Raw genomic sequence first — 26,007 nt, 5'->3', positions numbered from 1 at the left:
GATGACGACCCTGGAGTCCCGCACGGGACACCCGCTGGAGATGACCACCGAGGCCGAGGTGACCGCCGTCCGCGAGGTCCTGGCCGACGCCGGGTTCCTCGGCGAGCACGTGCGCTACGCGTTCTTCGCGCCGGAGGAGCCGGCCAAGAACGACGTCCTCGCCCACTCCCCCGAGGACCGCCCGGACCGTCGCTTCCGGGCGGTGCTGCTGGACCTGTCGACCGGCCGGTCCTGGGACACCGTGGTCTCGTCGACCGACCGGGTCGTGGTGTCGAGCCTGGAGCTGGACCCGCCGGTCGACGGCCAGCCGCCGATCATCGACAGCGAGTTCGAGTTCATCGAGGACGTGCTCAACGCCAGCCCGGACTGGCTCGCCGCGCTGGAGGCTCGCGGCATCGAGCCGGCGTCGGTGCGGGCGGTGCCGCTGTCCGCGGGCGTCTACGACTACCCCGACGAGTCCGGGCGCCGGATCGCCCGTGCGTTCGGGTTCCAGCAGGACCACGAGAAGGATCACGCGTGGGCCCACCCGATCGACGGGCTCGTCGCCTACGTCGACCTCACCGCGCGCAGCGTCGACCGCGTGATCGACACCGGTATCGTCCCGGTGCCCGCGACCAGCGGGAACTTCGACGACCCCTCCGTGCAGGGCGAGCACATGACCTCGTTGAAGCCGATCGAGATCACGCAGCCGGAGGGTCGTTCGTTCACCGTCGACGACGGGCACGTGCGCTGGGGCAAGTGGGACCTGCGGATCGGGTTCAACGAGCGCGAGGGCCTGACCCTGCACCAGATCGCGTTCGACGACCGTCCGATCTGCTACCGCGCGTCGGTGGCCGAGATGGTCGTCCCCTACGCCGACCCGGCGCCGGTGCGGTTCTGGCAGAACTACTTCGACTGCGGCGAGTACATGTTCGCCCGCTACGCCGACTCGCTGCAGCTGGGCTGCGATTGCCTCGGCGACATCCACTACGTCGATGCCACCATCGCCGACGACCTCGGCAACCCGAAGACGATCTCCAACGCGATCTGCATGCACGAGGAGGACTACGGCGTCCTCTGGAAGCACTCCGACATCTTCACCGGCTCCCGCGAGGTGCGTCGCCAGCGCCGTCTGGTGATCTCGTTCTTCACCCCGATCGGCAACTACGACTACGGCTTCTACTGGTACCTCTACCTCGACGGCACGATCCAGCTCGAGGTGAAGGCGACCGGCATCGTGTTCACCGCCGCCTACCCCGAGGGCGGGAACCCGCACTCGTCCGAGGTCGCGCCCGGCCTCGGCGCGCCGTACCACCAGCACCTGTTCTCGGCACGGCTGGACATGACCGTCGACGGCCCGCGCAACGCCGTCGAGGAGGTCGAGGCGCAGCGGATGCCGATGGGCGAGGGCAACCCCTACGGCAACGCGTTCCGCCAGTCCCGCACGCGCCTGCGGAGCGAGTCCGACGCACAGCGGGCGAGCAACCAGGGCGCGGTCCGGACCTGGCACATCGTCAACCCGGACAAGCAGAACGCGCTGGGCCAGGACGTCGCGTACGCGCTGCACCCGGAGGGCAAGGCGACCCTGCTGGCCGACGACGCGTCGTCGATCGCCGCCCGCGCCGCCTTCGCGCGGAACACCCTGTGGGTGACGGCCTACGACCCGGCGCAGCGCTACCCGGCCGGTGACTTCGTCAACCAGAACGCCGGCGCCGGCCTCCCGGCCTGGACGCAGGCCGACCGCCCGGTCGACGGCGAGGACATCGTCCTCTGGCACACCTTCGGCACCACTCACTTCCCCCGCCCGGAGGACTGGCCGATCATGCCCGTCGACTACACCGGCTTCACCCTGAAACCGGTCGGCTTCTTCGACAGAAACCCCGCCCTGGACATCCCGCCGTCCCCCGGCACCTGCCACTGACCGCTCTCGCAGCCGAAACGGTGCCCTCGCACGTGACTTGTCGCGTGCGAGGGCACCGTTTCCTGTGCGACCTCAGAGGCCTAGGAGGTGTGCTATGCGGTTGGCCGGCCAGGTGAGGTCGGGAAGGTCCTGCCAGGTCCACCGGACGACCGTGTAGTGCTCGGTCCGGATCGTGTCCTCGCGCTGCTTCTCGCGGAACACGGCGTCGCCGGAGCGCTCGCCACGACGCACGAGGCGGCCGTACTTGATCCGGCCGTCGAACTCGGCGACCACCCGATGCTCCGGCCAGGCGAAGTCCACGGTGGCCAGGACCAGGCCGGACGGTCCGGCCACCTCCCACTGGAGCTCCGGCGCGGGAAGACCGGCTGCGGCGAGAGCGACCCGGCTGCGGGACTCACCGACGCTGCCACTGCGCCCGTCGGCGAACGCCATCACCCGGCGGGCGGCCGCAGTGCCGGGACGTCCGGCCGCCGCGTCGAGGGCGGCGGACAGTTCGGCCCGGGTCACCAGCGGCGGCCGGTCCCGGTCGGGACGACGCAACGCGGCGTCGGCGACGACGACGGCCTGGACGAACCCGGCGGAGCGGGCGATGTCGACGACGGTGCGGGCCGGTGTGGTGACGGCGACCGTGTCCTGCTCACCACGAGCGGAGTCCTCCCCCGCTCGGCGCGCACCTGTGTCGCGGTCGGCCGAGACGTCCTCCACGTCCTGTGCAGGCAGAGGAGCGACGTGCAGGTGGACCGTGCCGGTCCGGCGAGCACCCGAGCGGCGGTCCCGGGTCAGATGCGCACGGTCCAGCGGCAGGCCCCAGCACGGGAGGCCGTGGACGAGGGCAGCCGAGACGTGGCTGACCACCACCCCGGGGTCCGCGCGGCGTACCGCGGCCGCGGCCCGCAACCGGTGCTCGGTCTCGAGTCGGGCCCAGTGATCGCCGGCGTCGGATCCGTCCGGCGCCGCATCGTCGACGGCCAGGTAGGCCCCGTGACCGATCCGGCGGATCTCGCCCCGCCGGCACATCCGCCGCAGCTCGTCCTCGGTCCAGCCTGCCGCGAGCAACTCGGCCCGCGTCGCCACGCCCCGCCACCGCATCCCGTCCCGCATGCCCGGCACCCCACCACCCGCCCCGGCGCACCCGTGCCCGATCCTCCGGTCTCGTTCGCGGTCGCATATCGGTCGTCGCACGCGAAACCGTGGCCTCGCACGTGACGTATCGCGTGCGAGGCCACGGTTTCCGGTGCGAGATAGGTCAGAAGCTCGCCTTCGGGACGCCCTGGCCGGGGTCGATCTTGTGCGGGCCGTTCGGGCCGGGGCGGACGTCGAAGTCGAAGATCGCGGTGGGGATGTAGACCGTGGAGCAGCTGTTCGGGATGTCGACGACGCCGGAGAGTCGGCCCTCGATCGGGGCGGCGCCCAGGATCATGTACGCCTGGATCGGGCTGTAGCCGAACGCGGTCAGGTAGTCGATCGCGTGCAGGCAGGCGCGCTGGTAGGACAGGTGCGAGTCGAGGTAGCGCTGCTCACCGTCCAGGGTCACCGACGTGCCGGAGAACGCGAGCCACTGGCTGTACTGCGGGTCGGTGTTGCCCGGCATGAAGATCGCGTTCTCACCGACGCCGTAGGTGTCCATCCCGCCGCGGATGACGTCGACGTGCAGGTCGATGAACCCGCCCATCTCGATCGCGCCGCAGAAGGTGATCTCGCCGTCGCCCTGGGAGAAGTGCAGGTCGCCGACCGAGAGGTTCGCCCCGTCGACGAAGACGGGGTAGAAGATCCGGGTCCCCTTCGTCAGGTTCTTGATGTCCTGGTTGCCGCCGTTCTCCCGCGGCGGGGCGGTGCGGGCGGCCTCCGCCGCGGCCCGGTCGAAGTCGGCGCCGGTCAGCGACCCGAGGATCGCGGAGTCGGCCAGCGGGGGTAGGGCGAGCGGCGGGACCCGTTGCGGGTCGGTGTCGATCAGCGCCTGCTCGCGGGCGTTCCAGCGGCTGAGCAGGTCGGCCGACGGCGCGGTGCCCATCAGTCCGGGATGCACGATCCCGGTGAACGACACCCCCGGCACGTGCCGCGACGTCGCGGTGCCGCCGGTGAAGTCCCAGATCACCTTGTAGGCGTCCGGGAACTGCTCGGTCAGGAACCCGCCGCCGTTCTCGGTCGCGAACACCCCGGTGTAGCCCCAGCCCTGCCCGGCCAGTGGGCCGGAGTCCTCCTGCGGGATCGGGCCGACGTCGAGGATGTCGACGACCAGCAGGTCACCGGGCTTCACGCCCTCGACGGCGATCGGCCCGGACAGCACGTGCACGCCGTTCAGCGGGGCGTTGAGGATGTCCTCGGCGGAGTCGTCGTTGTGGATGGCGCCGTCGAACCACTCCCGGCAGTGCACCCGGAACGAGTCGCCCGGCTTGACGTGCACCTGGGCCGGGACGTCCGGATGCCATCGGTTGTGACCGACGATCCGCTGGTCGGTGAAGGTCTTCGTGGAGTCCAGGGGGAACACGAGCTCGGGCACGACGGTGTGTCCTTCCTTCTCGGCGGAGCGGGGTGCGGACGTGCGGTTCAGGGGCGGGGCAGGCGCGACCACGCCGGGTTCGTCGACGGAGCGGGTCCCCGACGCGCCGCGGGAGGAGGTGCGGACACGACGTCCGGACGTTCCCGGGAGCGTTCGGTGCGCTCGATCAGCGACCGCGCCGAGGAGGAGCCGAGAGCGAGCATCGGTACCGCGAACACCCGCGGCATCGCGACGCCGCACTCCGGGCAGTCCAGTGTGCCCTCGGCGGTGCCGATCGGGCGGACCACGTCACGCGGGCCGTCGGTCTCGCAGCGGTACCGGTAGGTCGCCATGGGCCGCCTCCGCGTCGTGGGAAGACCGATGGTGGCACTCGATGCGGTGCAGGTCGATCGGCCGTTCGCCGGTGCCGGGGGCGGGCAGATGCTCCCCTGTGGACCGGGGCGAGGGGCGCGGTACGGCCGAACGGGGTCTACGCTCCGCGCAGATCTTCATCCACCCGAGGTACCTCCCGAACCAGGAGCTCACGTGGCCCTCTCCGCCGGTGACACCATCCCCGACGTCACCCTCATGACCATGACCGCGGACGGCCCGACGCCCGTCCAGAGCAGCTCGGTGCTCGGCAGCGGCACCGTCGTGCTGTTCGGCGTGCCCGGAGCCTTCACCCCGGCATGCTCGGACAACCACCTGCCCGGCTACGTGCTGCGCGCCGACGACCTCAAGGCCAAGGGCGTCGACACCGTCGCCTGCATCGCCGTCAACGACGCGTTCGTCATGAACGCCTGGGGCGAGGCCCGCGAGACCGGTGACACGGTCCTGATGCTCGCCGACGGCAACGCCGACTTCGCCAAGGCCGCCGGCCTGGAGCTCGACGGTTCCGGCTTCGGCCTGGGCACCCGCTCGCAGCGCTACGCCGCGATCATCAAGGACGGCGTCGTCACGGAGATCGGTGTCGAGGACGTCCCGACGAACGTGACCGTCAGCGGCGTGGAGTCGGTGCTCGAGAAGCTCTGACCGCTCCAACCGCACGGCTCCTCGTCGTCGCGCCACGGCGCTAATCTGGGCGTCCACCCGCGACGACGAGGAGGTGCACCCGTGCCGAAGGTGATCGGTGGTTCGCTCGTCGCCCACCGCGGTGAGGTGCGCGCGCGGGTCTTCGCCGCCCTGCGCGAACAGCTCTACGAACGCGGCTTCGCCTCCGTGACGCTGTCCGGGATCGCCGCCGACGCCGGCGTCGGGCGCTCGTCGATCTACAACCACTTCCCGGACCGCCAGTCGCTGCTGGTCGCGTTCGTCGAGCACGAGGCGGAGCGCTACGTCACCGACCTCGACGCCGGGCTGCAGGCCGCCGGGTCACCCACCGAGCGCCTGGCCGTGTTCGCCCGGATGCAGCTGCAGCGCCTCGCCGAGTTCCACCTGCCGCCCGGGCAGGCCCTGGCCGGGGCGCTGGACCCGTCGGCCTACCGGCGGATCGCCGCGCACGCCGACCCGATCACCGGACGCCTGACCGCGATCGTCGCCGACGGTATCGCCGCCGGTAAGATGGCCGGTCGGGATCCGGACGTCCTGGTCGCGATGGTGGCCTCGGCGCTCTCGGCCCGCCAGATCGTGGATGTGCCTGCCGACGAGCTGCCGGCATCGATCGAGTCCGCGGTCGGGATCGTGCGCCGGATGGTGTCCACGGAGCCCGGTAAAGGCTAGCCTTACCGACGAGGGTGCCCTAGCCTCGATCTGACACCGTGTCAGAACGATCGGCGAGGGAGCTCACGTGACGGGTACCGGGACCGTTCCGCTGTCGACCAGCCTGCGCCAGGCCACGATGGACGTCCACGAGCGGGCGCATCATTCGACCTACATGGCCGCCCTGCTGGGCGGGCACCTCCCGCTCGACGGCTACACGCTCCTCGCCGAGCAGTACGGCGCGATCTACGGCGCCCTGGAGGCCGCCTCGGACGCCCTGGCCGACGACCCGGTGGCCGGCCCGTTCGTGATCGACGAGCTGCGACGCCTGCCCGGCCTGCACGCCGACCTCGACGCGCTCGACAGCGGCATCCCGCGGATCCTGCCCGCGACGCACGCCTACGTGGATCGGTTGCGCACGGCCGCCGGAGACCCGCAGCTGTTCGTGGCCCACCACTACACCCGCTACCTCGGCGACCTGGCCGGTGGGCAGATGGTCGGGAAGCTGCTGGACCGCACCTACGGCATCACCGGTCCCGGCGCGCTGTTCTACGACTTCGCGACGCTGGGCAGCCCGTCGAAGTTCCGCGTCCGCTACCGCGCGCTGCTCGACGCCGCGCCGTGGGACGAGGTCGCCCGCGCCCGCGTCGCCGCCGAGGCGGTGCACGCGTTCGAGCTGAACATCGCCGTGCTCGGCGAGCTGGCCGACGAGGTCGGGGTCGGTCTGGCGGCCTGAGCGCCCCCGTACACTCGACGGGTCCTTTCTGACCAGACCCCTCAGGAGCGCACGGTGACCGCCACCGAGCCGTCGACCCGGCCCGCCGCGAGCCCGCTCTCCGGGATCGACCCCGAGGACCTGCAGACCTGCCTACGCGTGCTGGCCCAGGTGGACACGCTGCCGACCGAGCACCCGGACGCGGTCGCGGTGCGCCGGGCCACGGCCGGGATCTGGAAGTCGCTCAAGCTGCGCCGCCGCGCCGACAAGCGCCGCGAGATCGTCGAGAACGACGCCGCCGTCACCGCGGCGACGGCGACCGGGGCGACCGGCCGGATCGACGACGAGACCGCCGGGATCCCCCTGGTGTCGACCGCGCCCGGCGCGACCGCCGGGGTCCTGCGCGTCGCCCGCGGCTGCTACGTCTGCAAGCAGCGCTTCACCGTCGTCGACGCGTTCTACCACCAGCTCTGCCCGAGCTGCGCCGCGACGAACCACCGCCACCGCGACGCCCGCACCGACCTGACCGGCAGGCGCGCGCTGCTCACCGGCGGCCGCGCCAAGATCGGCATGTACATCGCGCTGCGGCTGCTGCGCGACGGCGCGCACACCACGATCACCACCCGCTTCCCGCGCGACGCGGCACGCCGGTTCGCGTCCCTGCCGGACAGCGCCGACTGGCTGCACCGCCTGCGCATCCTCGGGGTGGACCTGCGCGACCCCGGGCAGGTGGTGGCGCTCGCCGAGGACGTCGCGGCGCAGGGGCCGCTGGACATCCTGGTCAACAACGCCGCCCAGACCGTGCGCCGCTCCCCCGGCTCGTACTCCGCCCTCGACGAGGCCGAGCGGGCTCCACTGCCGTCCGGGCCGCTGCCGGAGATGGTCACGTTCTCCGCCGCTGCGCGCCTGCACCCGGCGGCGCTGACCGGGGTGCTGGACGCCGCCGACGCGGCCGACCTCGCGTCGCTGGCCACGACGGCCCGGAGCGCGTCGCCGGAGCGGATCGCCGCGGGCACCGCCGTCGACGCGGGCGGGCTGCTGCCCGACACCGCCGTCGCGAACAGCTGGGTCGACCACGTCGAGCACGTGGACCCGCTCGAGCTGCTCGAGGTGCAGCTGTGCAACCAGACGGCGCCGTTCATCCTGATCAGCCGCCTGCGCACGGCGATGGCGGCGTCGACGGCGCGGCGCAAGTACGTGGTGAACGTGTCCGCGATGGAGGGCGTGTTCGGCCGCGGCTACAAGGGCCCGGGGCACCCGCACACGAACATGTCCAAGGCCGCGCTGAACATGCTCACCCGCACCAGCTCGCAGGAGATGTTCGACGCCGACGCGATCCTGATGACCGCCGTGGACACCGGCTGGATCACCGACGAGCGCCCGCACGCGATGAAGCTGCGCCTGGCGCAGGAGGGCTTCCACGCCCCGCTCGACCTCTCCGACGGCGCCGCGCGGGTCTACCACCCGATCGTCGCCGGCGAGGCGGGCGAGGACCTGCACGGGGTGTTCCTCAAGGACTACGTCCCCGGCTCCTGGTAGTACTCACGGCCCTTTCGTGCGGCGGCGCGGCACGAAAGCTCCCTGAGCACACCGGCCGGTGGCCGGGAGCGGGCGGGGCGCCCCGGTTCTGTCGGGGGGCGCCGATAGCGTGCGGGTCGTGCTGGAACTGCATCGGGCCGAGCGCGCGGACACCCTCGTGGACGCGCTGGCCGCCGTGCTGTCCGGGCCCGCCGAGGACCCGTTCGCCGCCGAGGTGGTGGCCGTTCCCGAGCGCGGCGTGGAGCGCTGGCTCGCCCAGCGGCTCTCGCACCGGCTCGGCGCGGGCTCCGGGTCCGGCGGGGTGTGTGCGAACGTGCTGTTCCCGGCCCCGGCGGGACTGCTCGGCGAGGTCGTCGACACCGTCACCGGGACCGACCCGGAGCAGGACCCGTGGGCTCCGGGACGGGCGGTCTGGCCACTGCTGGAGCTGATCGACACCGCCGTCGCCTCCGGTGACGGGCGGTTCACCGGCCTGGCCGCGCATCTGGAACGCGGAGGGCACGGCCGTCGCTACGCCCTGGCCCGCGCGCTCGCCGGGCTGTTCGGCAGCTACGCCACCCACCGCCCGTCGCTGCTGCGGGCCTGGCAGGAGGGCCACGACCGTGGCCCGGCCGACCTCGCCTGGCAGCCCGAGCTGTGGCGGCGGCTGCGCTCGGGTCTGGGCGTCCCGGGTCCGGCGGAACGGCTCGACGCCGCGGTCACCGCGCTGCGCGACGGCGCCGACCCCGGCCCGGTCCCGGCCCGGCTGTCGCTGTTCGGGCCGACCCGGCTCGCCGCCGAGCACCTGGCGGTCCTGGAGGCGCTCTCGGCGCACCGTGACGTCCACCTCTGGCTGCCGCACCCCTCCCCCGTCATGTGGGACGCCGTGCGCGCCGACCGCCACAGCGAACCGCCGGCCCGTGCCCTCGATGACAGCGCCGCGCTGGTGCGCAACCCGTTGCTGCGCTCGCTCGGCCGGGACGTCCGCGAGCTGGCGCTGCGGCTGCCCGCCGCCGGTCCGGGGGTGCGCGACACCCACCACCCGTCCGGCGAACCGCCGCCGGCCGCGCCGACACTGCTGCGCCGGCTGCAGGACGCGCTGCGCGACGACTCCCCGCCCGTGCCGCCCGCCGACCGGCCGCTGCTCGACGGGGCCGACCGCAGCGTCGTGCTGCACTCCTGCCACGGCCCGGACCGGCAGGTCGAGGTGCTGCGCGAGGCCCTGCTCGGACTGCTCGCGGCCGACCCGGAGCTGGAGCCCCGCGACATCGTGGTGATGTGCCCGGACATCGAGGTGTTCGCCCCGCTGATCACGGCGTCGTTCGGGCTCGCGCCGGACCCGGTGGCGGGCGGCGTGGGCGACCCGCAGTCCGGGCCCTCGCGCGACGAGCTCCACCCGGGACACCTGCTGCGGGTCCGGCTCGCCGACCGTGCGCTGCGCCAGGCGAACCCGCTGCTGGGAACGGTCTCGACGCTGCTGGAGCTGGCCGGGTCGCGGCTGAGCGCCTCCCAGGTGCTGGACCTGATCGCGTCCGGACCGGTCCGGCGCCGCTTCCGGCTCGACGACGACGCCCTGGAGCGCATCTCCGAGCTGGTCACCGCGGCCGGGGTGCGCTGGGGGCTCGACGCCGAGCACCGCCGGCCCTACAAGCTCGACGGCGTCGAGCAGAACACCTGGCGATCCGGGCTGGACCGGATGCTGGTCGGGGTGACGATGGCCGAGACGCCCGGAGCCCCCGCCTGGCTGGGGTCCGCGCTCCCGCTGGACGAGGTGGACTCCTCCGACGTCGACCTGGTCGGTCGGCTCGCCGAGATCGTCGACCGGCTCGGCACCACGCTCGACGCGCTGAGCGGGCCGCAGCCGCTGTCGGGCTGGATCGACGCGCTGACCGAAGGCCTCTCCGCGCTCACCGACACCGCGCCGTCCGACGACTGGCAGGCCGCGCAGGCGCGGTCCGAGCTCTCCGACGTGCTGCACTCCGCGGGGCCGCAGGCCGGGACCGTCGACCTGGACCTCACCGACGTCCGCGGCCTGCTCGCCGAGCGCCTGCGCGGGCGCCCGAGCCGGGCGAACTTCCGGACGGGGACGCTGACGGTCGCGACGCTGGTGCCGATGCGCGCGGTGCCGCACAAAGTCGTCTGCCTGCTGGGGTGCGACGACGGCGTGTTCCCCCGCGCGGGCGCCCCGGACGGTGACGACGTGCTGGCCCGCGACCCGGTCGTCGGCGAGCGGGACCCGCGCGGCGAGGACCGCCAGCTGTTGCTCGATGCGATCGGCTCGGCCACCGAGCACCTGGTGGTGGTGTGCTCGGGCGCCGACGAGCGCTCCGGGGCCGAGCGGCCGCCGTCGGTGCCGATCGGGGAGCTCTTCGACGCCGTCGACGCGTGCGTCCGGACCGGGACCGTCACCTCCGACGGGACCGAGCTCCCGGCGTCGGAGGCGCTGCGGGCACGGCACCCGTTGCAGCCGTTCGACCGGCGCAACTTCGTTGCGGGCACGCTGCTCACATCCGGCCCGTTCAGCTTCGACCGCGCCGCTCTGCGCGGGGCCGAGGCCGCCGCCGGGGACCGCGCACCGGTGCCGCTGTTCCCGGCCGAGCCGCTGGAGCGCGCCGACCTCGGGAGCACCGTCGAGCTGGACGACCTGGTGACCTTCGTCGAGCACCCGGTGCGGGCGTTCCTGCGCCAGCGCGTCCGGGTGCTGCCGCCGCAGGAGAACGCCGAGCCCGACGACGCGCTGCCCGTCGAGCTGGACGGCCTGGACACCTGGAAGATCGGCGACCGGCTGCTCGCCGACCGGATCGCCGGAGCCCCGCCGCAGACCGCGGCCCGGGCCGAGACGCTGCGCGGTGACCTGCCGCCCGGCGGGATCGGCTCCCGTGTGCTGTCCGAGGTCGGGCAGAACGTGGAGCCGCTGGTCGCCGCGGCCGTCGCCGTGCGGACCGGGGAGCCCGGATCGCAGGACCTGCTGGTGTCGCTGAGCGGGACGTCGCTCGACGGCACGGCCCTGGACGGGGTCGAGGTGTCCGGGACGGTGCCCGGGATCCACGGCGACACCGTCGTCCGGGTCGAGTACTCCCGGCTCAAGGCCAAGCACCGCCTCCGGGCCTGGGCGCAGCTGGTCGCGCTCACCGCCGCGCACCCGGACCGCCGGTGGACGGCGGTGACGGTCGGGCGCGGGACCGGTGGTGTCGCCCGGTCGACGCTCGGCCCGGTCGACCCGGGCCGCGCCCGCGGACTGCTCGCCGACCTCGTCGCCCTGCGCGCCGAGGGCCTGCGCGAGCCGCTACCGCTGCCGACCGATGCCTCGGCGGCCTACGCGCGTGCCCGGTCGAAGGGCGTCGTCGTCGCGAACGCGCTGGCCACCGCGGAGGCGGAGTGGTCGAAGTTCGAGAGCTCGGACGCCGCGCACGTGTTCGTCCGGGGTCCGAAGGCACCGCTGATCCTGCGCGACGAGCCCGGCGCCGGGGCCGAACCGACCCGCTTCGGCATGCTCGCCGCCCGGCTGTGGGCCCCGCTGCTCGAGCACGAGAGGCAGGACGCGCCGTGACCGCGCTGCTCAACGCCCCCACGTTCACCGTCGACGGGCCGCTGCCGTCCGGGACCACCGTCCTGGAGGCCAGCGCCGGCACCGGCAAGACCTACACGATCGCCGCCCTGGCCACCCGCTACGTGGCCGAGGGCGTGGCCGGCCTGGACCGGTTGATGCTGGTCACGTTCGGCCGCGACGCCACCCAGGAGCTACGCGAACGCGTCCGGGAACGGCTGGTCGGCACCGAGCGGGGTCTCGCCGCGGTACTGGCGACCGGGATCGCCCCGGACGGCTCGGACAAGGTCCTCGCGCTGCTGGCCGAGGGCGACCGGGCGGTCGTCGAGCAGCGTCGCGAGCGGCTGGCGACGGCGTCCGCGGCGTTCGACGCGGCCACCATCGCCACCACCCACCAGTTCTGCCAGCAGATGCTGGCCGGGCTCGGCGTGGCCGCCGACAACGACCCGGACGCCGAGTTCGTCGAGCACGTCGACGACATCGTCACCGAGGTCGTCGACGACTTCTACGTCCGCAAGTACGCCTCCGCCTCGGCCGGGCGGCCGATGTTCAAGCGGGCCGAGGCGCTGAGCCTGGCCCGGCGCGCGGTCGCCGACCCGCAGGCCGAGCTCGAACCCCGCGACGCCGACCCGACCTCGCCCGCCGCAGTCCGGTACGGGTTCGCGGTCGCCGTGCGCCGCGAGGTGGACCTGCGCAAACGCCGGCTGCGCGTCTACAGCTACGACGACATGCTCTCCCGCCTGGCCGCGGCGCTGCGCGACCCGGACCGCGGGCCCGCCGCCCGCGATCGGCTGCGGTCGCGGTTCTCGGTGGTGCTGGTCGACGAGTTCCAGGACACCGACCCGCTGCAGTGGGAGATCCTGCGTCGCGCGTTCCACGACGACCCCGACACCGCTGCGGCCGACGGTGACGACCCGGCCCGGGCGCTGGTGCTCATCGGCGACCCGAAGCAGGCCATCTACGCCTTCCGCGGCGCCGACGTGCACAGCTATCTCGACGCGGCGAAGGCCGCCTCGGACCGGCAGACCCTGGAGACGAACCGGCGCAGCGACGCCGACCTGCTCCGCGCGCTGGAGGGCGTGTTCGACGGGGCCGCCCTCGGCGACCCGGAGATCGTCGTGCACCCGGTCGAGGCGCACCACACCGGACGGCGGCTGTCCCGCACCGGGCAGGACGCGCCGTTGCGGCTGCGCCTGGTCGACCGGGACCGGCTCGACCTCACCGGCCGCAAGCTCGGCCGCGCCCCCGCCGCGCGGGAGGTGGTCGCGCGCGACGCCGCCGTCGACCTGTCCCGGCTGCTCGACGGCTCGGCGACCTACGAGGGCGCCCCGCTGCGGCCCGGGCAGGTCGCGGTCCTCGTGCGCACCAACGCCCAGGGCGTCCTGATCCGCGACGCGTGCGCCGCGGCCGGGGTGCCGGCCGTGCTCACCGGCAGCACCAGCGTGTTCACCACCCCGGCCGCACAGGACTGGCTGACCCTGCTCGAGGCCGTCGAGCAGCCGCAGCGGTCGTTGCGGCTGCGGGCGGCGGCGCTGACCCGGTTCGTCGGGCACACCGTGGAGCAGCTGTGCGGGCCGGAGTCCGACCGGCTCGTCGACGCGCTCGGTGCTAACCTGCGGATCTGGCACACCGTGCTGGCCGAACGCGGCGTCGCGGCGATGCAGGAGGCGGTGTTCGCCCGGTACGGCCCGACCGAGCGGCTGCTCTCGCGCCCGGACGGCGAGCGCGACCTCACCGACGTGCGGCACGTCGGTCAGGCGCTGCACTCGGCGGCGCTGGAACGCCACCTCGGGCCGACCGCGCTCACCGAGTGGCTGCGGCACCGGATCGGCGAGGCGCACCGCGACACCTCGGCGGAGCGGAGCCGGCGTCTGGAGTCCGACGCGGACGCGGTGCAGATCGTCACCGTACACCGGTCCAAGGGGCTGGAGTTCCCGGTGGTCTACCTGCCCTTCGCCTGGGACAGGTGGGTTCCCGACGCCCCGGACGTACTGCTCTACCACGACACCGCTCCCGGTTCCGCGGGCGAACGGCGGCTGCTCGACGTCGGTGACTCCACCGGACCGGACCGGCAGGAGCGGATCGCCAAGCACCAGGCCGAGGAGGCCGGCGAGGACCTGCGCCTGCTCTACGTCGCCCTGACCCGGGCCTGCAGCCAGATCGTCGCCTGGTGGGTCCCGGCGACGACGGCGGCGACGTCGTCGCTGCACCGGATGATCGTCGGACGTCCCGGTCCGGGCCGGGAGCCCGCGGCCGCGGTGTCGGTGCCCGGTGACGCGAACGCCCTGGCGTTCCTCCGCGAGAACCTCGGCCCGTACGGGGTGGTCGTGGAGACGCTCAGCGACCGCGACCCCGTGTCCGCGCCCGCCGAGGCGCCCGGGGCCGCGCCGGAGGCCGCGGTGTTCCGCCGGACCCTGGACACCGCGTGGCGGCGTACGTCCTACACCGCCCTCACCGCGCAGGCGCACGCCGCACACGGGGCCCACCTGGCCGCCATGACCGGCGCCGACGAGCCGGACCCCACCCCGGCGCCCGGGGTGCTGAGCGAACCCGAGCGGGAGGGCATCGTCGACGAGCCCGACGCCGCCGGGTCCGCGGCCGGGACGGCCGTCCCGGGTACGTCGGGGACGGCCGCAGGGCCGGATCCGGCGGCCGTGCCGTCGCCGATGGCGGACCTGCCACTCGGGGCCGGGTTCGGCACGCTCGTGCACGCGGTGCTCGAGCACGTCGACACGACGACCGCGGCCGACGACGGCGCCCTGCGCGCCGAGCTGGTCACCCGCACCACGACGGAGCTGCGACGACAGCCCGCCGACGTGGATCCCGAGGAGCTCGCGGACGCCCTCCTCCCGGTCCTGCGCACTCCCCTGGGCCCGTTGGCCGGCGGCCGGTCGCTGGCCGACGTCGCCCCGCACGACCGGCTCTCCGAGCTCGACTTCGAGCTGCCGCTGTGCGGCGGGGACACCCCGGCCGGGCGGCTCACGCTGGCCGGGCTCGCCGCGGCGATCCGGCGCCACCTCGGCCCCGGCGACCCGCTGCACGGCTACGCCGACCACCTCGACGCCCCCGACCTGGCCGGCCAGCCGCTGCGCGGCTACCTCACCGGCAGCATCGACTCGGTGCTGCGCGTCGACGGGCGCTTCCTGATCGTCGACTACAAGACGAACTGGCTGGGCCCGCACGGACCGGCCGGGCGGGAGCCGCTGACCGCCGCGCACTACACCTTCCCCGCCCTGACGACGGCGATGATCGAGGCGCACTACCCGCTGCAGTCGCTGCTCTACGCGGTCGCGCTGCACCGCTACCTGCGCTGGCGGGTGCCCGGATACAGCGCGGAGGAGCACCTCGGCGGTGTCGGCTACCTGTTCCTGCGCGGCATGTGCGGGCCCGGCACCCCGGTCACCGGGGACGGGCCGCTGGCCGCCCCGTGCGGCGTGTTCGCGTGGCGTCCGCCCGCGGCGCTGGTGACCGATCTGTCGGACCTGCTGGACGGAGGGACGTCGTGACCACCACACCACCGGGCACCGCCGCGGCGCCGGAGACGAGCCCGACGACCGTGACCGGCCCGGGTGCCGGCGGCACCACGGCTCCGGAGCGCGACCCCTACGGCGCGCGCGCCGCCCGTACCGCCACCGGGGTCCTGGCCGCCTTCAACTCCGCCGACGTCCTCGCTCCCGGAGACGTGCACGTGGCCCGGCGGCTGGCGCGCCTCGGCGGGCGCGGTGACCCCACCGGTGTAGTGGCCAGGTGCGTGAACGGCGGAGCAGCCGGCAGCGGAGCGGGCGGCAGCGGGCCGACCGGCGACGCGGCAGCGGGCGGCGCCGGCGGTGTCGGCGCAGCGTCCGGGGACGCCGAACCGGAGGCGGTCGTGCTGGCCGCCGCGCTCGCCGTGCGGGCGATCCGCAACGGGTCGGTCTGTGTCGACCTCGCAGGCGTCCGTGACACCGCGGCGGCCGAGGGCGAGGTCGCGGTCGACGTGTCCGGCCTGCCGTGGCCCGACCCGGTGACGTGGCGGGCGGAGTGCGTGGCGAGCCCCCTGGTCGCCGACGGCGACGCCGCACCGCCCGGTCTCCCGTTGCGCCTGGTCGGTGACCTGCTCTACCTGGAGCGGTACTGGCAGGAGGAGGAACTGGTCCGGACCCAGTTCGAGGCCCGCTCCGGGCCGGTCGCCACGGTGGACCCGGCGCGACTGTCGGCCGCGCTGGACCGGCTCTTCGGCGAGCCCGGTGCCGAGCGCCAGCGCCTCGCGGCCGCGGTCGCGGCGCTGCGCCCGGTCAGCGTGATCGCCGGCGGTCCGGGTACCGGCAAGACGACGACCGTCGCCCGGCTCCTCGCGCTGCTGCACGACCTGCACGGGGCACGGACCGGGCGGCCACCTCTGCGGGTGGCCCTCGCCGCCCCGACCGGCAAGGCCGCGGCACGTCTGACCCAGTCGGTGGCCGACGCGGTTCCGCGGATGCCCGGCGACGAGGGATCCGTGCTCAGCGGCACCGCCGCCTCCACCCTGCACCGGCTCCTCGGGTCCCGCGGCTCGTCCGGACGGTTCCGCCACCACCGCGGCAACCGGCTCCCGCACGACGTCGTCGTGGTCGACGAGACGTCGATGGTCTCGCTGACGATGATGGCCCGGCTGCTCGACGCCGTCCGTCCGGACGCGCGGCTGGTGCTGGTCGGCGACCCCGACCAGCTGGCATCGGTCGAGGCGGGCGCGGTCCTGGGCGACCTGGCCGCCGCCGACGGCCGGGAGGAGCCCGAGCTGCAGGCCGCGTTGCTGGCCTGTGGTGCGTTCCGCGCGGACCGACGCCCGACGGCCACCGCCGGCTCGTCCACCGGCGTCCCGTCCACCGGCTCACCGGCCGTCGCGGCCCCGGGCACGGCCGGCACGGTCGCTCCCGGGCCGACCGGCGCCGGCGAGCCGGGAGAACCCGAGACGGTCCGGCACGGCGTGGTGCGGCTGACTCGGAACTGGCGCTTCGCCGGTGCGATCGCCGAGTTCGCCGCCGCGGTGCAGGACGACGCCCCGGACCGGGCGATGGAGCTGCTGCGGACCGGGTCGGCGGAGCTGTCGTTCGTCGACGCGGACCCGGCCGAGGTCGGCCAGGACCGGCTCGCGTCGTTGCGCGAGGACGTCGTCCGGGCCGGGACCGATCTGATCGGCGCCGCGGACGCCGGTGACGACGAGCAGGCCCTGCGTGTGCTCGACCACCACCGTCTGCTGTGCGGTCACCGCCGCGGCCCGCACGGTGTCGCCCGGTGGACCGTCGAGGTCGAGCGCTGGCTCGCCACCGCCCGTCCGGGTTACGACGCCGAGGGCCCCTGGTACCCGGGCCGCCCGTTGCTGGTCACCGCGAACGATTACGACCTCGGGCTGTTCAACGGCGACACCGGCGTCGTCGTCCGGACCCCGCGGGGCAGGCGAGCGGTGTTCTCCCGCGAGGGCGTGCCCACCGGTTTCGAGCCCGCCCGGCTGGGTGCGGTCGGCACCGTCTACGCGATGACCGTGCACCGCAGCCAGGGCAGCCAGTTCAACCGGGTCACGGTGGTCCTGCCGCCGCCGGACTCGCCGCTGATGACCCGCGAGCTGCTCTACACCGCCGTCACGCGGGCACAGACGTCGGTGCGGGTGATCGGGACCGAGGCGGCGGTGCGGGCTGCAATCGCCCGTCCCGCCGGGCGGGCCAGTGGACTGCGGGGCCGGTTGGGCCGGGTCTGATCGGCAGGGGGAGGAACCCTCAGGCGGATGCGCGGGCCTTGGCCTGCGCACGTCGTCCGGACAGGAACGCGACGACGACGACCAGCCCGAGACTGATCCACAGCGCGTACTTGTCCACGAGCAGCACCACGTCGACGGCGGACTGCCCGAGGCCGTAGCCGAGCCCCGCGACGAGACCCGTCATCAGGGCCGCGCCGATCGCGTCGAACAGCAGGAACACGCCCAGGCGCATCCGGCCGAGCCCGGCCAGGGCGAACACCGCGACCGCCGGGACCCCGGGCAGCGCCGCGGCCACGACCACGAGCCGCTGCGCCCAGGCCGGCCAGGACCGCACCGTCGCGACGAACTTCCGGGCTCGCTCCCCCGGGGCGAACATGCCGACGACCTTGGCGCCCCACCGTCGTCCGGCCAGCCAGAACAGCCAGTCGAACTTGATCATCCCGACGACCCCGGCCACGATCACCAGCCACAGCGGTGCCTCGCCGATCCGCGCGAACGCCGCGCCCGCGCCGATCGCCGACAGGCTGCCGGTCACGAACTCCAGCACGATCGGGTGCGAGGCGAGCAGGAACGGGCGCAGCGGGATCGTCGCCATCAGGACCAGCAGGATCCCGCCGATCAGACCCAGCAGGACCTTGTCCCCCCGCTGTGCGGGGCCGTCCCAGGGCAGCGCGTCGCGCCATGTCTGCGGCGGGGTGGCGAACGGGTCCAGGGCGTCGACGGCGGGCGTCTGCGCGGACGTGTCGTCGCGCTGCGTCCCGCCGGCGCCGGTCGGTCCCTGTCGGCCGGTCCCCCGCGCCTCGCCGGTTCCCGTGTCACTCGTCGTCACGTCGGTGCCCGTCACGTCGCTCCCTCTCCGATCGCTGCCCGTCATCGCGTCCCTTCCGTGGCGCTGACCCCCCGCCATCGCTGTCGCCGACGCTATCGGCGGTCGCGACGTCCGCGCGTCCTCACAGCGACGGAGATCGACATCTCGTCCTCCTCCCCGAGGAGGAGGCGGGAAGCGACGGGCACGTCGTTATCCTCGCCCGTACCGACTTCCGAACTCACCCCGAGGAGCCCCGTGCCGCCCGTGACCAGCGCCGGCCTGCTGCTCTACCGGCGCGGCCCCGGAAACGCCCCCGAGGTGCTGCTCGGGCACATGGGCGGCCCGTTCTGGGCGCGCAAGGACGCCGCGGCCTGGTCGATCCCGAAGGGCGAGCACGACGCGGACGAGGCCCCGCTCGACGCCGCGCGCCGCGAGTTCACCGAGGAGATCGGGCTCGCACCCCCCGACGGCGACCCGTTCGACCTCGGCACGGTCACCCAGTCCGGGCGGCGCAAGACCGTCACCGCCTTCGCGCTGGACGGGAGCGGGTTCACCGGCGCCGAGGCCGTCGCCGACCGCCCCGACGACGGCAGCTGGGTCGAGGTCGAGTGGCCGCGCGGCTCGGGGAGGACACTGCGGTTCCCGGAGATCGACCGGGCGGAGTGGTTCGACCTGGACACGGCGCGGGAGAAGATCGTGCGCGGGCAGCTGCCGCTGCTCGACCGGCTGGCCGAGCTCCTCGACGGGTGAGAACGGCCGCGCATGGTCCATCCGACGCCGGGGTACACCCTCACATGCCCGATCCCAGCATCAAGGACGAGAAGACCTACGAGGCGCTCCGCGACGAGGGTGCGTCGAAGGAGAAGGCCGCCCGCATCGCGAACGCCGCGGCCCGCGACGGCCGCTCGACCGTCGGTGAGCGCGGCGGCGAAGCGGGGAACTACGAGGACATGACCAAGGACCAGCTCTACGAGCGGGCCCAGCGCGTCGGCATCGACGGCCGGTCGGACATGTCCAAGGACGAGCTGATCACGGCCCTCCGCAACCACTGACCGGTAGCGCTGCGTCACTGTCTCGCGGACATACCGGACGCCGTGGAGGTCCGGCGGATCGGATGTGGGACACCGTGTCACTATTTACCGGTTCCGTCGTGTGCCACGTCACGCGCTACCGTCCGTCATGCCGGTCCGGGTCCGCAACGGCGCGGTCCGGCCGGCCCCGAACCCCTCCCGCGCCGCCGCAGAAGCAGCCGCCGCAGAAGCAGGAGCGACACCGTGTCCCGCCGCCACGACCACGACGCCGGTGGCGATCCGGAGGTCCTCGCCCGCAAGGCGGAGCTGCGCGACGAGGTCTGGACGGCACTGACCGAGGCGAAGGTGGCCCGGTTCCCCGGCGCCCGTAACCGGATCTCCAACTTCACCGGTGCCGAGGCCGCGGCACGGCGACTCCGGGAGACCGGCGCCTGGGCCGGCGCCCGCACGGTGAAGTCGAACCCGGACTCCGCGCAGCTGCCGGTGCGGCAGTACGCGCTGGAGGACGGCAAGACCGTCTACATGGCGGTGCCGAAGCTGGCCGAGCCGGACCCGTTCTTCCTGCTCGATCCGGACGACCTCGCCGACCCGCCCCGTCGCGCCGTCTCGATCAAGAACGCCACCCGCTCGGCCCGCCGCGTCGCGGTCGCCGACCTGGAGCCGGTCGGCCTGGTCGTCACCGGCTGTGTGGCCGTCGGCGCCGACGGAGCGCGCCTGGGCAAGGGCGGCGGGTTCGCCGACCTGGAGTTCGCCCTCGCCCGCGAGGCCGGGCTGATCGGCGACGACACGCTCGTCGTCACCACGGTGCACGAGCTGCAGCTGCGCGACGCCGGCGAGATCCCGGTCGCCGACCACGACGCGCCCGTCGACCTGGTCGTCACCCCGGACCGGATCGTCGACTGCCGGGAGCACCGGCGCACCCGGCCCTCGGGTGGGATCCTGTGGGAGTCCCTGACCCGGGACAAGATCGCGGCGATCCCGCTGCTGGCGGCACTCGAGGAGGCGCGGACGTGACCGACATCGTCACCGTGCGGGGCGACATCACCGAGGCCGCCGTCGACGCCGTGGTGAACGCGGCCAACTCGACACTGCTCGGCGGTGGCGGGGTGGACGGCGCGATCCACCGGGGCGGCGGGCCGGAGATCCTCGCCGAGTGCCGGGCGGTCCGGCGCGACCGCTACCCCGACGGGCTGCCGACCGGGCAGGCCGTCGCGACCACCGCCGGACGGCTCCCGGCGCGCTGGGTGATCCACACCGTCGGTCCGGTGTACGCGAAGCGCGAGGACCGTTCCGCCCTGCTGGCCTCGGCGTACGCGACGTCCCTGGCGGTCGCCGACGAGCTCGGCGCGCTGTCGGTCGCGTTCCCCGCCATCTCGGCCGGCATCTACGGCTGGCCGATGCCCGACGCCGCCCGGATCGCCGTGCAGACCGTGCGCGAATCCGGGACGAAGGTCGAGCAGGTCCGGTTCGTGCTGTTCAGCCTGGACGCGCTGACCGCGTTCGAGGCCGCGGTCGCGGACTGAGTCCCGGCCGGGATCCACACGGTCTCATGCGGCACGATCGAGCCGTGTCCTTCCGTGTCGCGTTCCTCGACGACTACCAGGACGTCGCGCTGTCGCTGTCCGGGTTCCCCGCCGACGTCGACGCCGTCTCCTTCGCCGACCACGTCGACGAGCCGTCCCGCCTGATCGCCCGCCTGCAGGGTTTCGACGCCGTCGTCTGCATGCGTGAGCGGACGCCGGTCACGGCACCGATCCTCGACGGCCTGCCCGACCTGAAGCTGCTGATCACCACCGGGATGCGCAACGCCTCGATCGACGTCGCCGCGGCCCGCGAGCGCGGCGTCACCGTCTGCGGCACCGGCAGTGGCGCCGGGCGCGCGTCGACGACGGAGCACACCTGGGCGTTACTGATGGCCCTGGCCCGCAACCTCCCCGCGCAGGACGCCGCGATCCGCGCCGGCGGCTGGCAGCGCGGCCTGGGCACGGTGCTGTCCGGGTCGACGCTCGGCCTGGTCGGACTCGGCAAGCTGGGGGCGGCGATGGTGCCGGTGGCCCGCGCGCTGGGCATGCACGTCACGGCGTGGAGCACGAACCTCACCGCCGAGCGGGCCGCGGAGGTGGGTGTCGAGGCGCTCGAGCACGACGCGTTCTTCGCCGGCGCCGACGTCCTGAGCGTGCACCTGGTCCTGTCGGAGCGCTCGGTCGCGACGATCGGGCCGCGCGAGTTCGCGCTGATGAAGCCGGGTGTTCTGCTGGTCAACACCTCGCGCGGGCCGATCGTCGACGAGGCGGCTCTCGTCGACGCGCTCTACGCCGGCCGGATCGGTGGCGCCGCCCTGGACGTCTACGACACCGAGCCGCTGCCCGGCGAGCACCCGCTGCGGACGGCCCCGCGGACCGTGCTGGCCCCGCACACCGGGTACGTGTCGTGGTCGTCCTACCGGGAGTACCACGCCGACGTCGTCGAGGACGTCGCCGCGTTCCGCGCCGGTGCCCCGGTCCGGGAGCTGACCCCATGACCGAGAATGGCGCGATGATCGAGATCAACGGGAAGCGCCCGACCGTGGACCCCGGCGCGTGGGTGGCCCCCGGTGCGGTCGTGGCCGGCGACGTGACGCTGGCCGAGCAGGTCAGCATCTGGTTCACCTGCGTGCTGCGCGGCGACTTCGACGCCATCCGGATCGGTGCCCGTACCAACATCCAGGACGGCACGGTCGTGCACGCCGACCCCGGGTTCCCGTGCTCGATCGGCGAGGGCGTCAGCGTCGGTCACCGGGCGGTGCTGCACGGCTGCACGGTGGAGAACGACGTGCTGGTCGGGATGGGCGCGATCGTGATGAACGGCGCGACGGTCGGCGCCGGGACGATCGTCGCGGCCGGCGCGGTGATCACCCAGGGCATGCAGGTGCCGCCGGGCTCGCTGGTGGCGGGCGTGCCGGCGAAGGTCCGCAAGGAGCTCGGCGAGGACGAGCGCAACGCGATCGGACTCAACTCCGCCGGCTACCTGTGGCTCGCCGACCAGTACCGCGAGGCCACCACCTGACCCCTGCCACCGGGCTCTAGGAACGCACGAGCCGACGGTCGACGGCGAACAGCAGCGTCATCAGCAGGAACGTCACCACCTCGCCCGCGATCCAGACGCCCCAGGACAGCGGGCCGAGCCACCACCGCGGGTCGGCGACGTCGACGACCGCGACGACGATCCCGGCCGTCAACGACGCCAGCACCCCGACCACACCGAGCCCCTGCGGGATCCCGCGGCGGGCCATCGGGGTGGACGGTGCCCCGTCGGCGGTCGCGGCGACGAGCATCAGCACCAGCGACACCGCTCCCCCGACGACGACCAGCGTCGCGAGGTTCGTCCAGACCGACCAGGCGTCCATCCGCACACCTTGGCCCATCGCGGACCCGCGCGACAGATGTGACACCCGTAGAACCGACGAGCTGAGGCGGGCACCCCCGTCTAGGGTCGGGGCGCTGGCGTGAACGACAGCCCACCGCCCACCACCGGAGGCTCCATGACCGTCGGTCTCATGGTCACGTGCATCAACGACGCGCTGTTCCCGGACACCGGGAAGGCCGTCGTGACACTGCTGCGACGCCTCGGCGTCGACGTCGCGTTCCCGTCCGCGCAGACCTGTTGCGGGCAGCCGATGGTCAACACCGGCTACCTCGACGAGGCGGTGCCGCTGCTGCGCAACCACCTCGACGCGTTCGCCGGGTACGAGGCGATCGTCGCGCCGTCCGGGTCGTGCGCCGGGTCGGTGCGCCACCAGCACCGGATCGTCGCCGAGCGCTCCGGTGACCCGGGCCTGGTCCATGCCGTGGAGGCCGCGCCGCCGGTCCACGAGCTGTCCGAGTACCTGGTCGACGTGCTCGGGGTGACCGACGTCGGCGCGTACTTCCCGCACCGCGTCACCTACCACCCGACGTGCCACTCCCTGCGGATGCTCGGCGTCGGCGACCGGCCGCTGTCGCTGCTGCGCGCGGTGCGCGGGATCCGCCTCGAAGAGCTGCCCGGTGCTGACGAGTGCTGCGGCTTCGGCGGGACGTTCGCCATGAAGAATGCGGAGACCAGTATCGCGATGGGCAACGACAAGGCCCGCCACGTCCGCTCCACCGGCGCCGAGGTGCTGGTCGCGGGCGACAACTCGTGCCTGATGCACGTCGGCGGGCTGCTGTCGCGGCAGCGGTCCGGGGTGCGGGTGATGCACCTGGCCGAGGTGCTCGCGCAGACCGAGCCGGTCGTGCACAGCGTCACCTCCGCCGGCAGCGCGCCGACGCGCGAACCGGCCGTCGGGTCCGGCGCGCCGACCGAGGGAGGTCCGCGATGACGGCGACGTTCGTCGGCATGCCCGCCTTCCCCACCGCCGCGAAGGCCGCCCTGGCCGACACCCAGCTGCGCCGCAACCTCGCCCACGCCACCGGCACGATCCGCACCAAGCGGGCCGGCGTCGTCGGCGAGGTCGACGACTGGGAGGAGCTGCGCCTGGCCGGCGCGGCGATCAAGGACCGGGTCCTGCGCCACCTCCCGTACTACCTCGAGCAGCTGGAGACGTCGCTGCAGGCCGCGGGCGCGACCGTGCACTGGGCGCGCGACGCCGCGGAGGCCAACGCGATCGTCGTCGGCATCGCGCAGCAGCACGACGCGCGCGAGATCGTCAAGGTCAAGTCGATGGCGACGGCGGAGATCGGCCTGAACGAGGCGTGCGAGGCCGCCGGGATCGACGCCTGGGAGACCGACCTGGCCGAGCTGATCGTCCAGCTCGGCGACGACCTGCCCAGCCACATCCTGGTCCCGGCGGTCCACCGCAACCGCGCGGAGATCCGGGAGATCTTCCTGCGCGAGATGGGCACCGCCGGCCGCGCCGCCCCCGAGGGCCTGACCGACGAGCCGGCCGAGCTCGCCGCCGCCGCACGGGCCCACCTGCGGGAGAAGTTCCTGCGCGCGAAGGTCGCCGTGTCGGGCGCGAACTTCGCCGTCGCCGAGACCGGCACCCTGACCGTCGTCGAGTCCGAGGGCAACGGGCGGATGTGCCTGACCCTGCCCGAGGTGCTCGTCTCCGTCGTCGGCATCGAGAAGATCCTCCCGACCTGGGACGACCTGGAGGTCTTCCTGCAACTGCTCCCCCGGTCCTCGACCGGTGAGCGGATGAACCCCTACACCTCCACCTGGTCCGGGGTCACCCCCGGCGACGGGCCGCAGGAGGTGCACGTGGTGCTGCTGGACAACGGCCGCACGAACGTGCTCGCCGACGAGGTCGGGCGCCAGGCGCTGCGCTGTATCCGCTGCTCGGCGTGCCTGAACGTGTGCCCGGTCTACGAACGCACCGGCGGGCACGCCTACGGCTCGGTCTACCCGGGCCCGATCGGCGCGATCCTGACGCCGATGCTGCGCGGGGTCGGCCACGACAAGCAGACCGACTCGCTCCCCTACGCCTCCAGCCTGTGCGGGGCGTGCTTCGAGGTCTGCCCGGTGCGGATCGACATCCCGGAGGTGTTGGTGCACCTGCGTGCGGAGGTCGTCGACGCGCACAAGGCGGCGCCGGGACTGCCGTCGGTGCAGGACATGGCGATGAAGGCGGCGTCCTGGACGCTGAGCTCGTCCGGCCGGATCGGCGCGGCGGAGAAGGTCTCCGGGCTCGGCGGCCGCCTGATCAACAAGCTGGGTGGGCACGCCGCCCCGGGCGGAGCGCCGATGCTGGGCGCGCTGCCGGGCCCCGCCGCGGCGTGGGCGGGGTCGCGCGACGTCCCGGTCCCGGCGGAGGAGTCGTTCCGGGCCTGGTGGGAGCGCACCGACGGAGGACGGGCCGAGACCGGCGACGGGCCCGGGGTGAACGGGCACGGCACGAACGGGGTGGGAGACCGATGAACGCCCGCGAGGAGATCCTGGGACGCGCCCGGCAGGCCCTCGGCGACGTGACGGTGGCCGACCCCGCCACCGACGTCCCGGTCACCCGTCCCGCCCCCGCGACCGGACCCGCCACCCCCGCTCAGGTCGACCTGTTCGCCGAGCGCGTCGCCGACTACCGGGCCGTCGTCGAGCGCCCGACCGTGCTCACCGCAGCGGACGCCGTCCTGGCCGCGGTCACCGGCGCCTCCTCGGGCACCCGAAGGATCCTCGTCCCCCCGGGCTTCCCGGACGCCCTGGTCCCCGTCGACGACCGGGTCGAGATCATCCGCGACGGCCCGACCGTCACCACCGCCGAGCTCGACACCTGCGACGGGGTGCTCTCCACCGCCGCGATCGGCATCGCCGAGACCGGCACGATCGTGCTCGACCACGGTGAGGGCCAGGGACGGCGGGCGGCCACCCTCGTCCCCGACCTGCACGTCTGCGTGGTCCGGGTGGACCAGGTCGTCGCCGGCGTCCCAGAGGCGGTCGCGGCGCTGGACCCGTCCCGCCCGCAGACCTGGATCAGCGGACCGAGCGCCACCAGCGACATCGAGCTGGACCGCGTCGAGGGCGTGCACGGCCCCCGCACGCTGCACGTGCTCCTGGTCGGACCGGCCTGATCACCGGGATCGTGCGGAGACCTGCACCGGTGCAGGTTCTCGCACGATCCCGGCGATCACGTCGTGGGCTGGCGGCGCCG

22 protein-coding genes are annotated in these 26,007 nt (G+C 74.0%); 17 read left to right on the top strand and 5 right to left on the bottom strand.

From position 1 onward, the window contains the following. Window position 1 precedes the first annotated feature (1 nt). Window positions 2-1,900, top strand: coding sequence for a primary-amine oxidase (locus EV383_RS14155; protein WP_130290347.1), 1,899 nt, complete (start codon window positions 2-4; stop codon window positions 1,898-1,900). Between the two features lie 72 nt (window positions 1,901-1,972). On the opposite strand, the gene EV383_RS14150 is transcribed toward EV383_RS14155, so the two are convergent. The 3 genes from EV383_RS14150 to EV383_RS14140 all read right to left on the bottom strand — a co-directional run bounded on the left by EV383_RS14150 (window position 1,973) and on the right by EV383_RS14140 (window position 4,732). Next, on the bottom strand, window positions 1,973-3,001 hold the full coding sequence (locus tag EV383_RS14150) for a type IV toxin-antitoxin system AbiEi family antitoxin domain-containing protein (RefSeq protein ID WP_207223525.1): 1,029 nt from the start codon (window positions 2,999-3,001) through the stop codon (window positions 1,973-1,975). Between the two features lie 145 nt (window positions 3,002-3,146). Next, window positions 3,147-4,400, bottom strand: coding sequence for a formamidase (fmdA, locus tag EV383_RS14145; protein WP_130290346.1), 1,254 nt, complete (start codon window positions 4,398-4,400; stop codon window positions 3,147-3,149). A gap of 47 nt (window positions 4,401-4,447) precedes the next feature. Then, on the bottom strand, window positions 4,448-4,732 hold the full coding sequence (locus tag EV383_RS14140; RefSeq protein WP_130290345.1) for an FmdB family zinc ribbon protein: 285 nt from the start codon (window positions 4,730-4,732) through the stop codon (window positions 4,448-4,450). 193 nt (window positions 4,733-4,925) lie between these two features. On the opposite strand from EV383_RS14140, the gene EV383_RS14135 reads away from it, so the two are divergent. The 7 genes from EV383_RS14135 to EV383_RS14105 all read left to right on the top strand — a co-directional run bounded on the left by EV383_RS14135 (window position 4,926) and on the right by EV383_RS14105 (window position 17,570). Next, window positions 4,926-5,411, top strand: coding sequence for a peroxiredoxin (locus EV383_RS14135; RefSeq protein ID WP_130290344.1), 486 nt, complete (start codon window positions 4,926-4,928; stop codon window positions 5,409-5,411). An 81-nt stretch (window positions 5,412-5,492) separates the two neighbouring features. Beyond that, on the top strand, window positions 5,493-6,098 hold the full coding sequence (locus EV383_RS14130) for a TetR/AcrR family transcriptional regulator (protein ID WP_130290343.1): 606 nt from the start codon (window positions 5,493-5,495) through the stop codon (window positions 6,096-6,098). Between the two features lie 67 nt (window positions 6,099-6,165). Continuing rightward, window positions 6,166-6,813: a biliverdin-producing heme oxygenase gene (locus EV383_RS14125; RefSeq protein ID WP_278044835.1), complete on the top strand. Its 648-nt coding sequence runs from the start codon at window positions 6,166-6,168 to the stop codon at window positions 6,811-6,813. A gap of 54 nt (window positions 6,814-6,867) precedes the next feature. Further along, complete coding sequence (locus EV383_RS14120) at window positions 6,868-8,331, top strand: SDR family NAD(P)-dependent oxidoreductase (RefSeq protein ID WP_130290342.1); 1,464 nt, start codon at window positions 6,868-6,870, stop codon at window positions 8,329-8,331. A 118-nt stretch (window positions 8,332-8,449) separates the two neighbouring features. Beyond that, on the top strand, window positions 8,450-11,860 hold the full coding sequence (gene recC, locus EV383_RS14115; protein WP_165438347.1) for an exodeoxyribonuclease V subunit gamma: 3,411 nt from the start codon (window positions 8,450-8,452) through the stop codon (window positions 11,858-11,860). After that, entirely contained in the window at window positions 11,857-15,363 is a 3,507-nt protein-coding gene (locus EV383_RS14110; protein WP_242623092.1) for a UvrD-helicase domain-containing protein, read from the top strand. Before recC ends, EV383_RS14110 begins: the two co-directional genes overlap by 4 nt. After that, a complete protein-coding gene (locus tag EV383_RS14105) occupies window positions 15,360-17,570 on the top strand; it encodes an AAA family ATPase (protein ID WP_130290339.1) in 2,211 nt (736 codons plus the stop codon). The genes EV383_RS14110 and EV383_RS14105 overlap by 4 nt, the downstream gene beginning before the upstream one ends. Window positions 17,571-17,589: 19 nt before the next feature. Here EV383_RS14105 and EV383_RS14100 read toward each other — a convergent pair whose 3' ends face one another. Beyond that, complete coding sequence (locus tag EV383_RS14100) at window positions 17,590-18,414, bottom strand: DedA family protein (RefSeq protein ID WP_242623091.1); 825 nt, start codon at window positions 18,412-18,414, stop codon at window positions 17,590-17,592. A gap of 228 nt (window positions 18,415-18,642) precedes the next feature. Here EV383_RS14100 and EV383_RS14095 point away from each other — a divergent pair, with 228 nt between their 5' ends. The 6 genes from EV383_RS14095 (at window position 18,643) to EV383_RS14070 (ending at window position 22,454) form a co-directional block, all read left to right on the top strand. Then, window positions 18,643-19,128 (top strand): NUDIX hydrolase, encoded by a 486-nt coding sequence (locus tag EV383_RS14095; RefSeq protein ID WP_130290337.1) that lies wholly within the window; start codon window positions 18,643-18,645, stop codon window positions 19,126-19,128. A gap of 44 nt (window positions 19,129-19,172) precedes the next feature. After that, window positions 19,173-19,430 (top strand): DUF7218 family protein, encoded by a 258-nt coding sequence (locus EV383_RS14090; RefSeq protein WP_130290336.1) that lies wholly within the window; start codon window positions 19,173-19,175, stop codon window positions 19,428-19,430. A 222-nt stretch (window positions 19,431-19,652) separates the two neighbouring features. Beyond that, on the top strand, window positions 19,653-20,423 hold the full coding sequence (locus EV383_RS14085) for a 5-formyltetrahydrofolate cyclo-ligase (protein WP_130290335.1): 771 nt from the start codon (window positions 19,653-19,655) through the stop codon (window positions 20,421-20,423). Continuing rightward, complete coding sequence (locus tag EV383_RS14080; RefSeq protein ID WP_130290334.1) at window positions 20,420-20,932, top strand: O-acetyl-ADP-ribose deacetylase; 513 nt, start codon at window positions 20,420-20,422, stop codon at window positions 20,930-20,932. The genes EV383_RS14085 and EV383_RS14080 overlap by 4 nt, the downstream gene beginning before the upstream one ends. Before the next feature lie 44 nt (window positions 20,933-20,976). Continuing rightward, entirely contained in the window at window positions 20,977-21,930 is a 954-nt protein-coding gene (locus EV383_RS14075; protein WP_242623090.1) for a D-2-hydroxyacid dehydrogenase family protein, read from the top strand. Next, window positions 21,927-22,454 carry a gamma carbonic anhydrase family protein gene (locus EV383_RS14070; RefSeq protein WP_165438345.1) on the top strand — a complete coding sequence of 176 codons (528 nt, stop codon included), beginning with the start codon at window positions 21,927-21,929 and terminating at the stop codon, window positions 22,452-22,454. Before EV383_RS14075 ends, EV383_RS14070 begins: the two co-directional genes overlap by 4 nt. A gap of 16 nt (window positions 22,455-22,470) precedes the next feature. Here the strand turns inward: EV383_RS14070 and EV383_RS14065 are convergent, their stop codons facing one another. Further along, window positions 22,471-22,794, bottom strand: a complete 324-nt coding sequence (locus EV383_RS14065; protein ID WP_130290332.1) for a hypothetical protein — start codon at window positions 22,792-22,794, stop codon at window positions 22,471-22,473. Between the two features lie 135 nt (window positions 22,795-22,929). On the opposite strand from EV383_RS14065, the gene EV383_RS14060 reads away from it, so the two are divergent. Genes EV383_RS14060 through EV383_RS14050 form a run of 3 tightly spaced genes read left to right on the top strand, consistent with a single transcriptional unit; the run spans window position 22,930 to window position 25,927 of the window. Next, entirely contained in the window at window positions 22,930-23,745 is an 816-nt protein-coding gene (locus tag EV383_RS14060; RefSeq protein WP_130290331.1) for a (Fe-S)-binding protein, read from the top strand. After that, a complete protein-coding gene (locus EV383_RS14055) occupies window positions 23,742-25,283 on the top strand; it encodes a lactate utilization protein B (RefSeq protein WP_130290330.1) in 1,542 nt (513 codons plus the stop codon). Before EV383_RS14060 ends, EV383_RS14055 begins: the two co-directional genes overlap by 4 nt. Continuing rightward, window positions 25,280-25,927, top strand: coding sequence for a LutC/YkgG family protein (locus tag EV383_RS14050; RefSeq protein WP_130290329.1), 648 nt, complete (start codon window positions 25,280-25,282; stop codon window positions 25,925-25,927). Before EV383_RS14055 ends, EV383_RS14050 begins: the two co-directional genes overlap by 4 nt. The last annotated feature ends 80 nt before the right edge of the window (window positions 25,928-26,007 follow it).

Source organism: Pseudonocardia sediminis (genome assembly GCF_004217185.1).
Classification (GTDB): Bacteria; Actinomycetota; Actinomycetes; order Mycobacteriales; family Pseudonocardiaceae; genus Pseudonocardia; species Pseudonocardia sediminis.
This window is presented reverse-complemented; position numbering and strand designations above follow the sequence as displayed.

Coding starts and splice junctions, on each gene's coding strand:
- EV383_RS14155 (WP_130290347.1), top strand. CDS start 2: ATGACGACCCTGGAGTCCCGCACGGGACACCCGCTGGAGATGACCACC.
- EV383_RS14150 (WP_207223525.1), bottom strand. CDS start 3,001: ATGCGGGACGGGATGCGGTGGCGGGGCGTGGCGACGCGGGCCGAGTTG.
- EV383_RS14140 (WP_130290345.1), bottom strand. CDS start 4,732: ATGGCGACCTACCGGTACCGCTGCGAGACCGACGGCCCGCGTGACGTG.
- EV383_RS14090 (WP_130290336.1), top strand. CDS start 19,173: ATGCCCGATCCCAGCATCAAGGACGAGAAGACCTACGAGGCGCTCCGC.
- EV383_RS14070 (WP_165438345.1), top strand. CDS start 21,927: ATGACCGAGAATGGCGCGATGATCGAGATCAACGGGAAGCGCCCGACC.
- EV383_RS14065 (WP_130290332.1), bottom strand. CDS start 22,794: ATGGACGCCTGGTCGGTCTGGACGAACCTCGCGACGCTGGTCGTCGTC.
- EV383_RS14060 (WP_130290331.1), top strand. CDS start 22,930: ATGACCGTCGGTCTCATGGTCACGTGCATCAACGACGCGCTGTTCCCG.
- EV383_RS14055 (WP_130290330.1), top strand. CDS start 23,742: ATGACGGCGACGTTCGTCGGCATGCCCGCCTTCCCCACCGCCGCGAAG.
- EV383_RS14050 (WP_130290329.1), top strand. CDS start 25,280: ATGAACGCCCGCGAGGAGATCCTGGGACGCGCCCGGCAGGCCCTCGGC.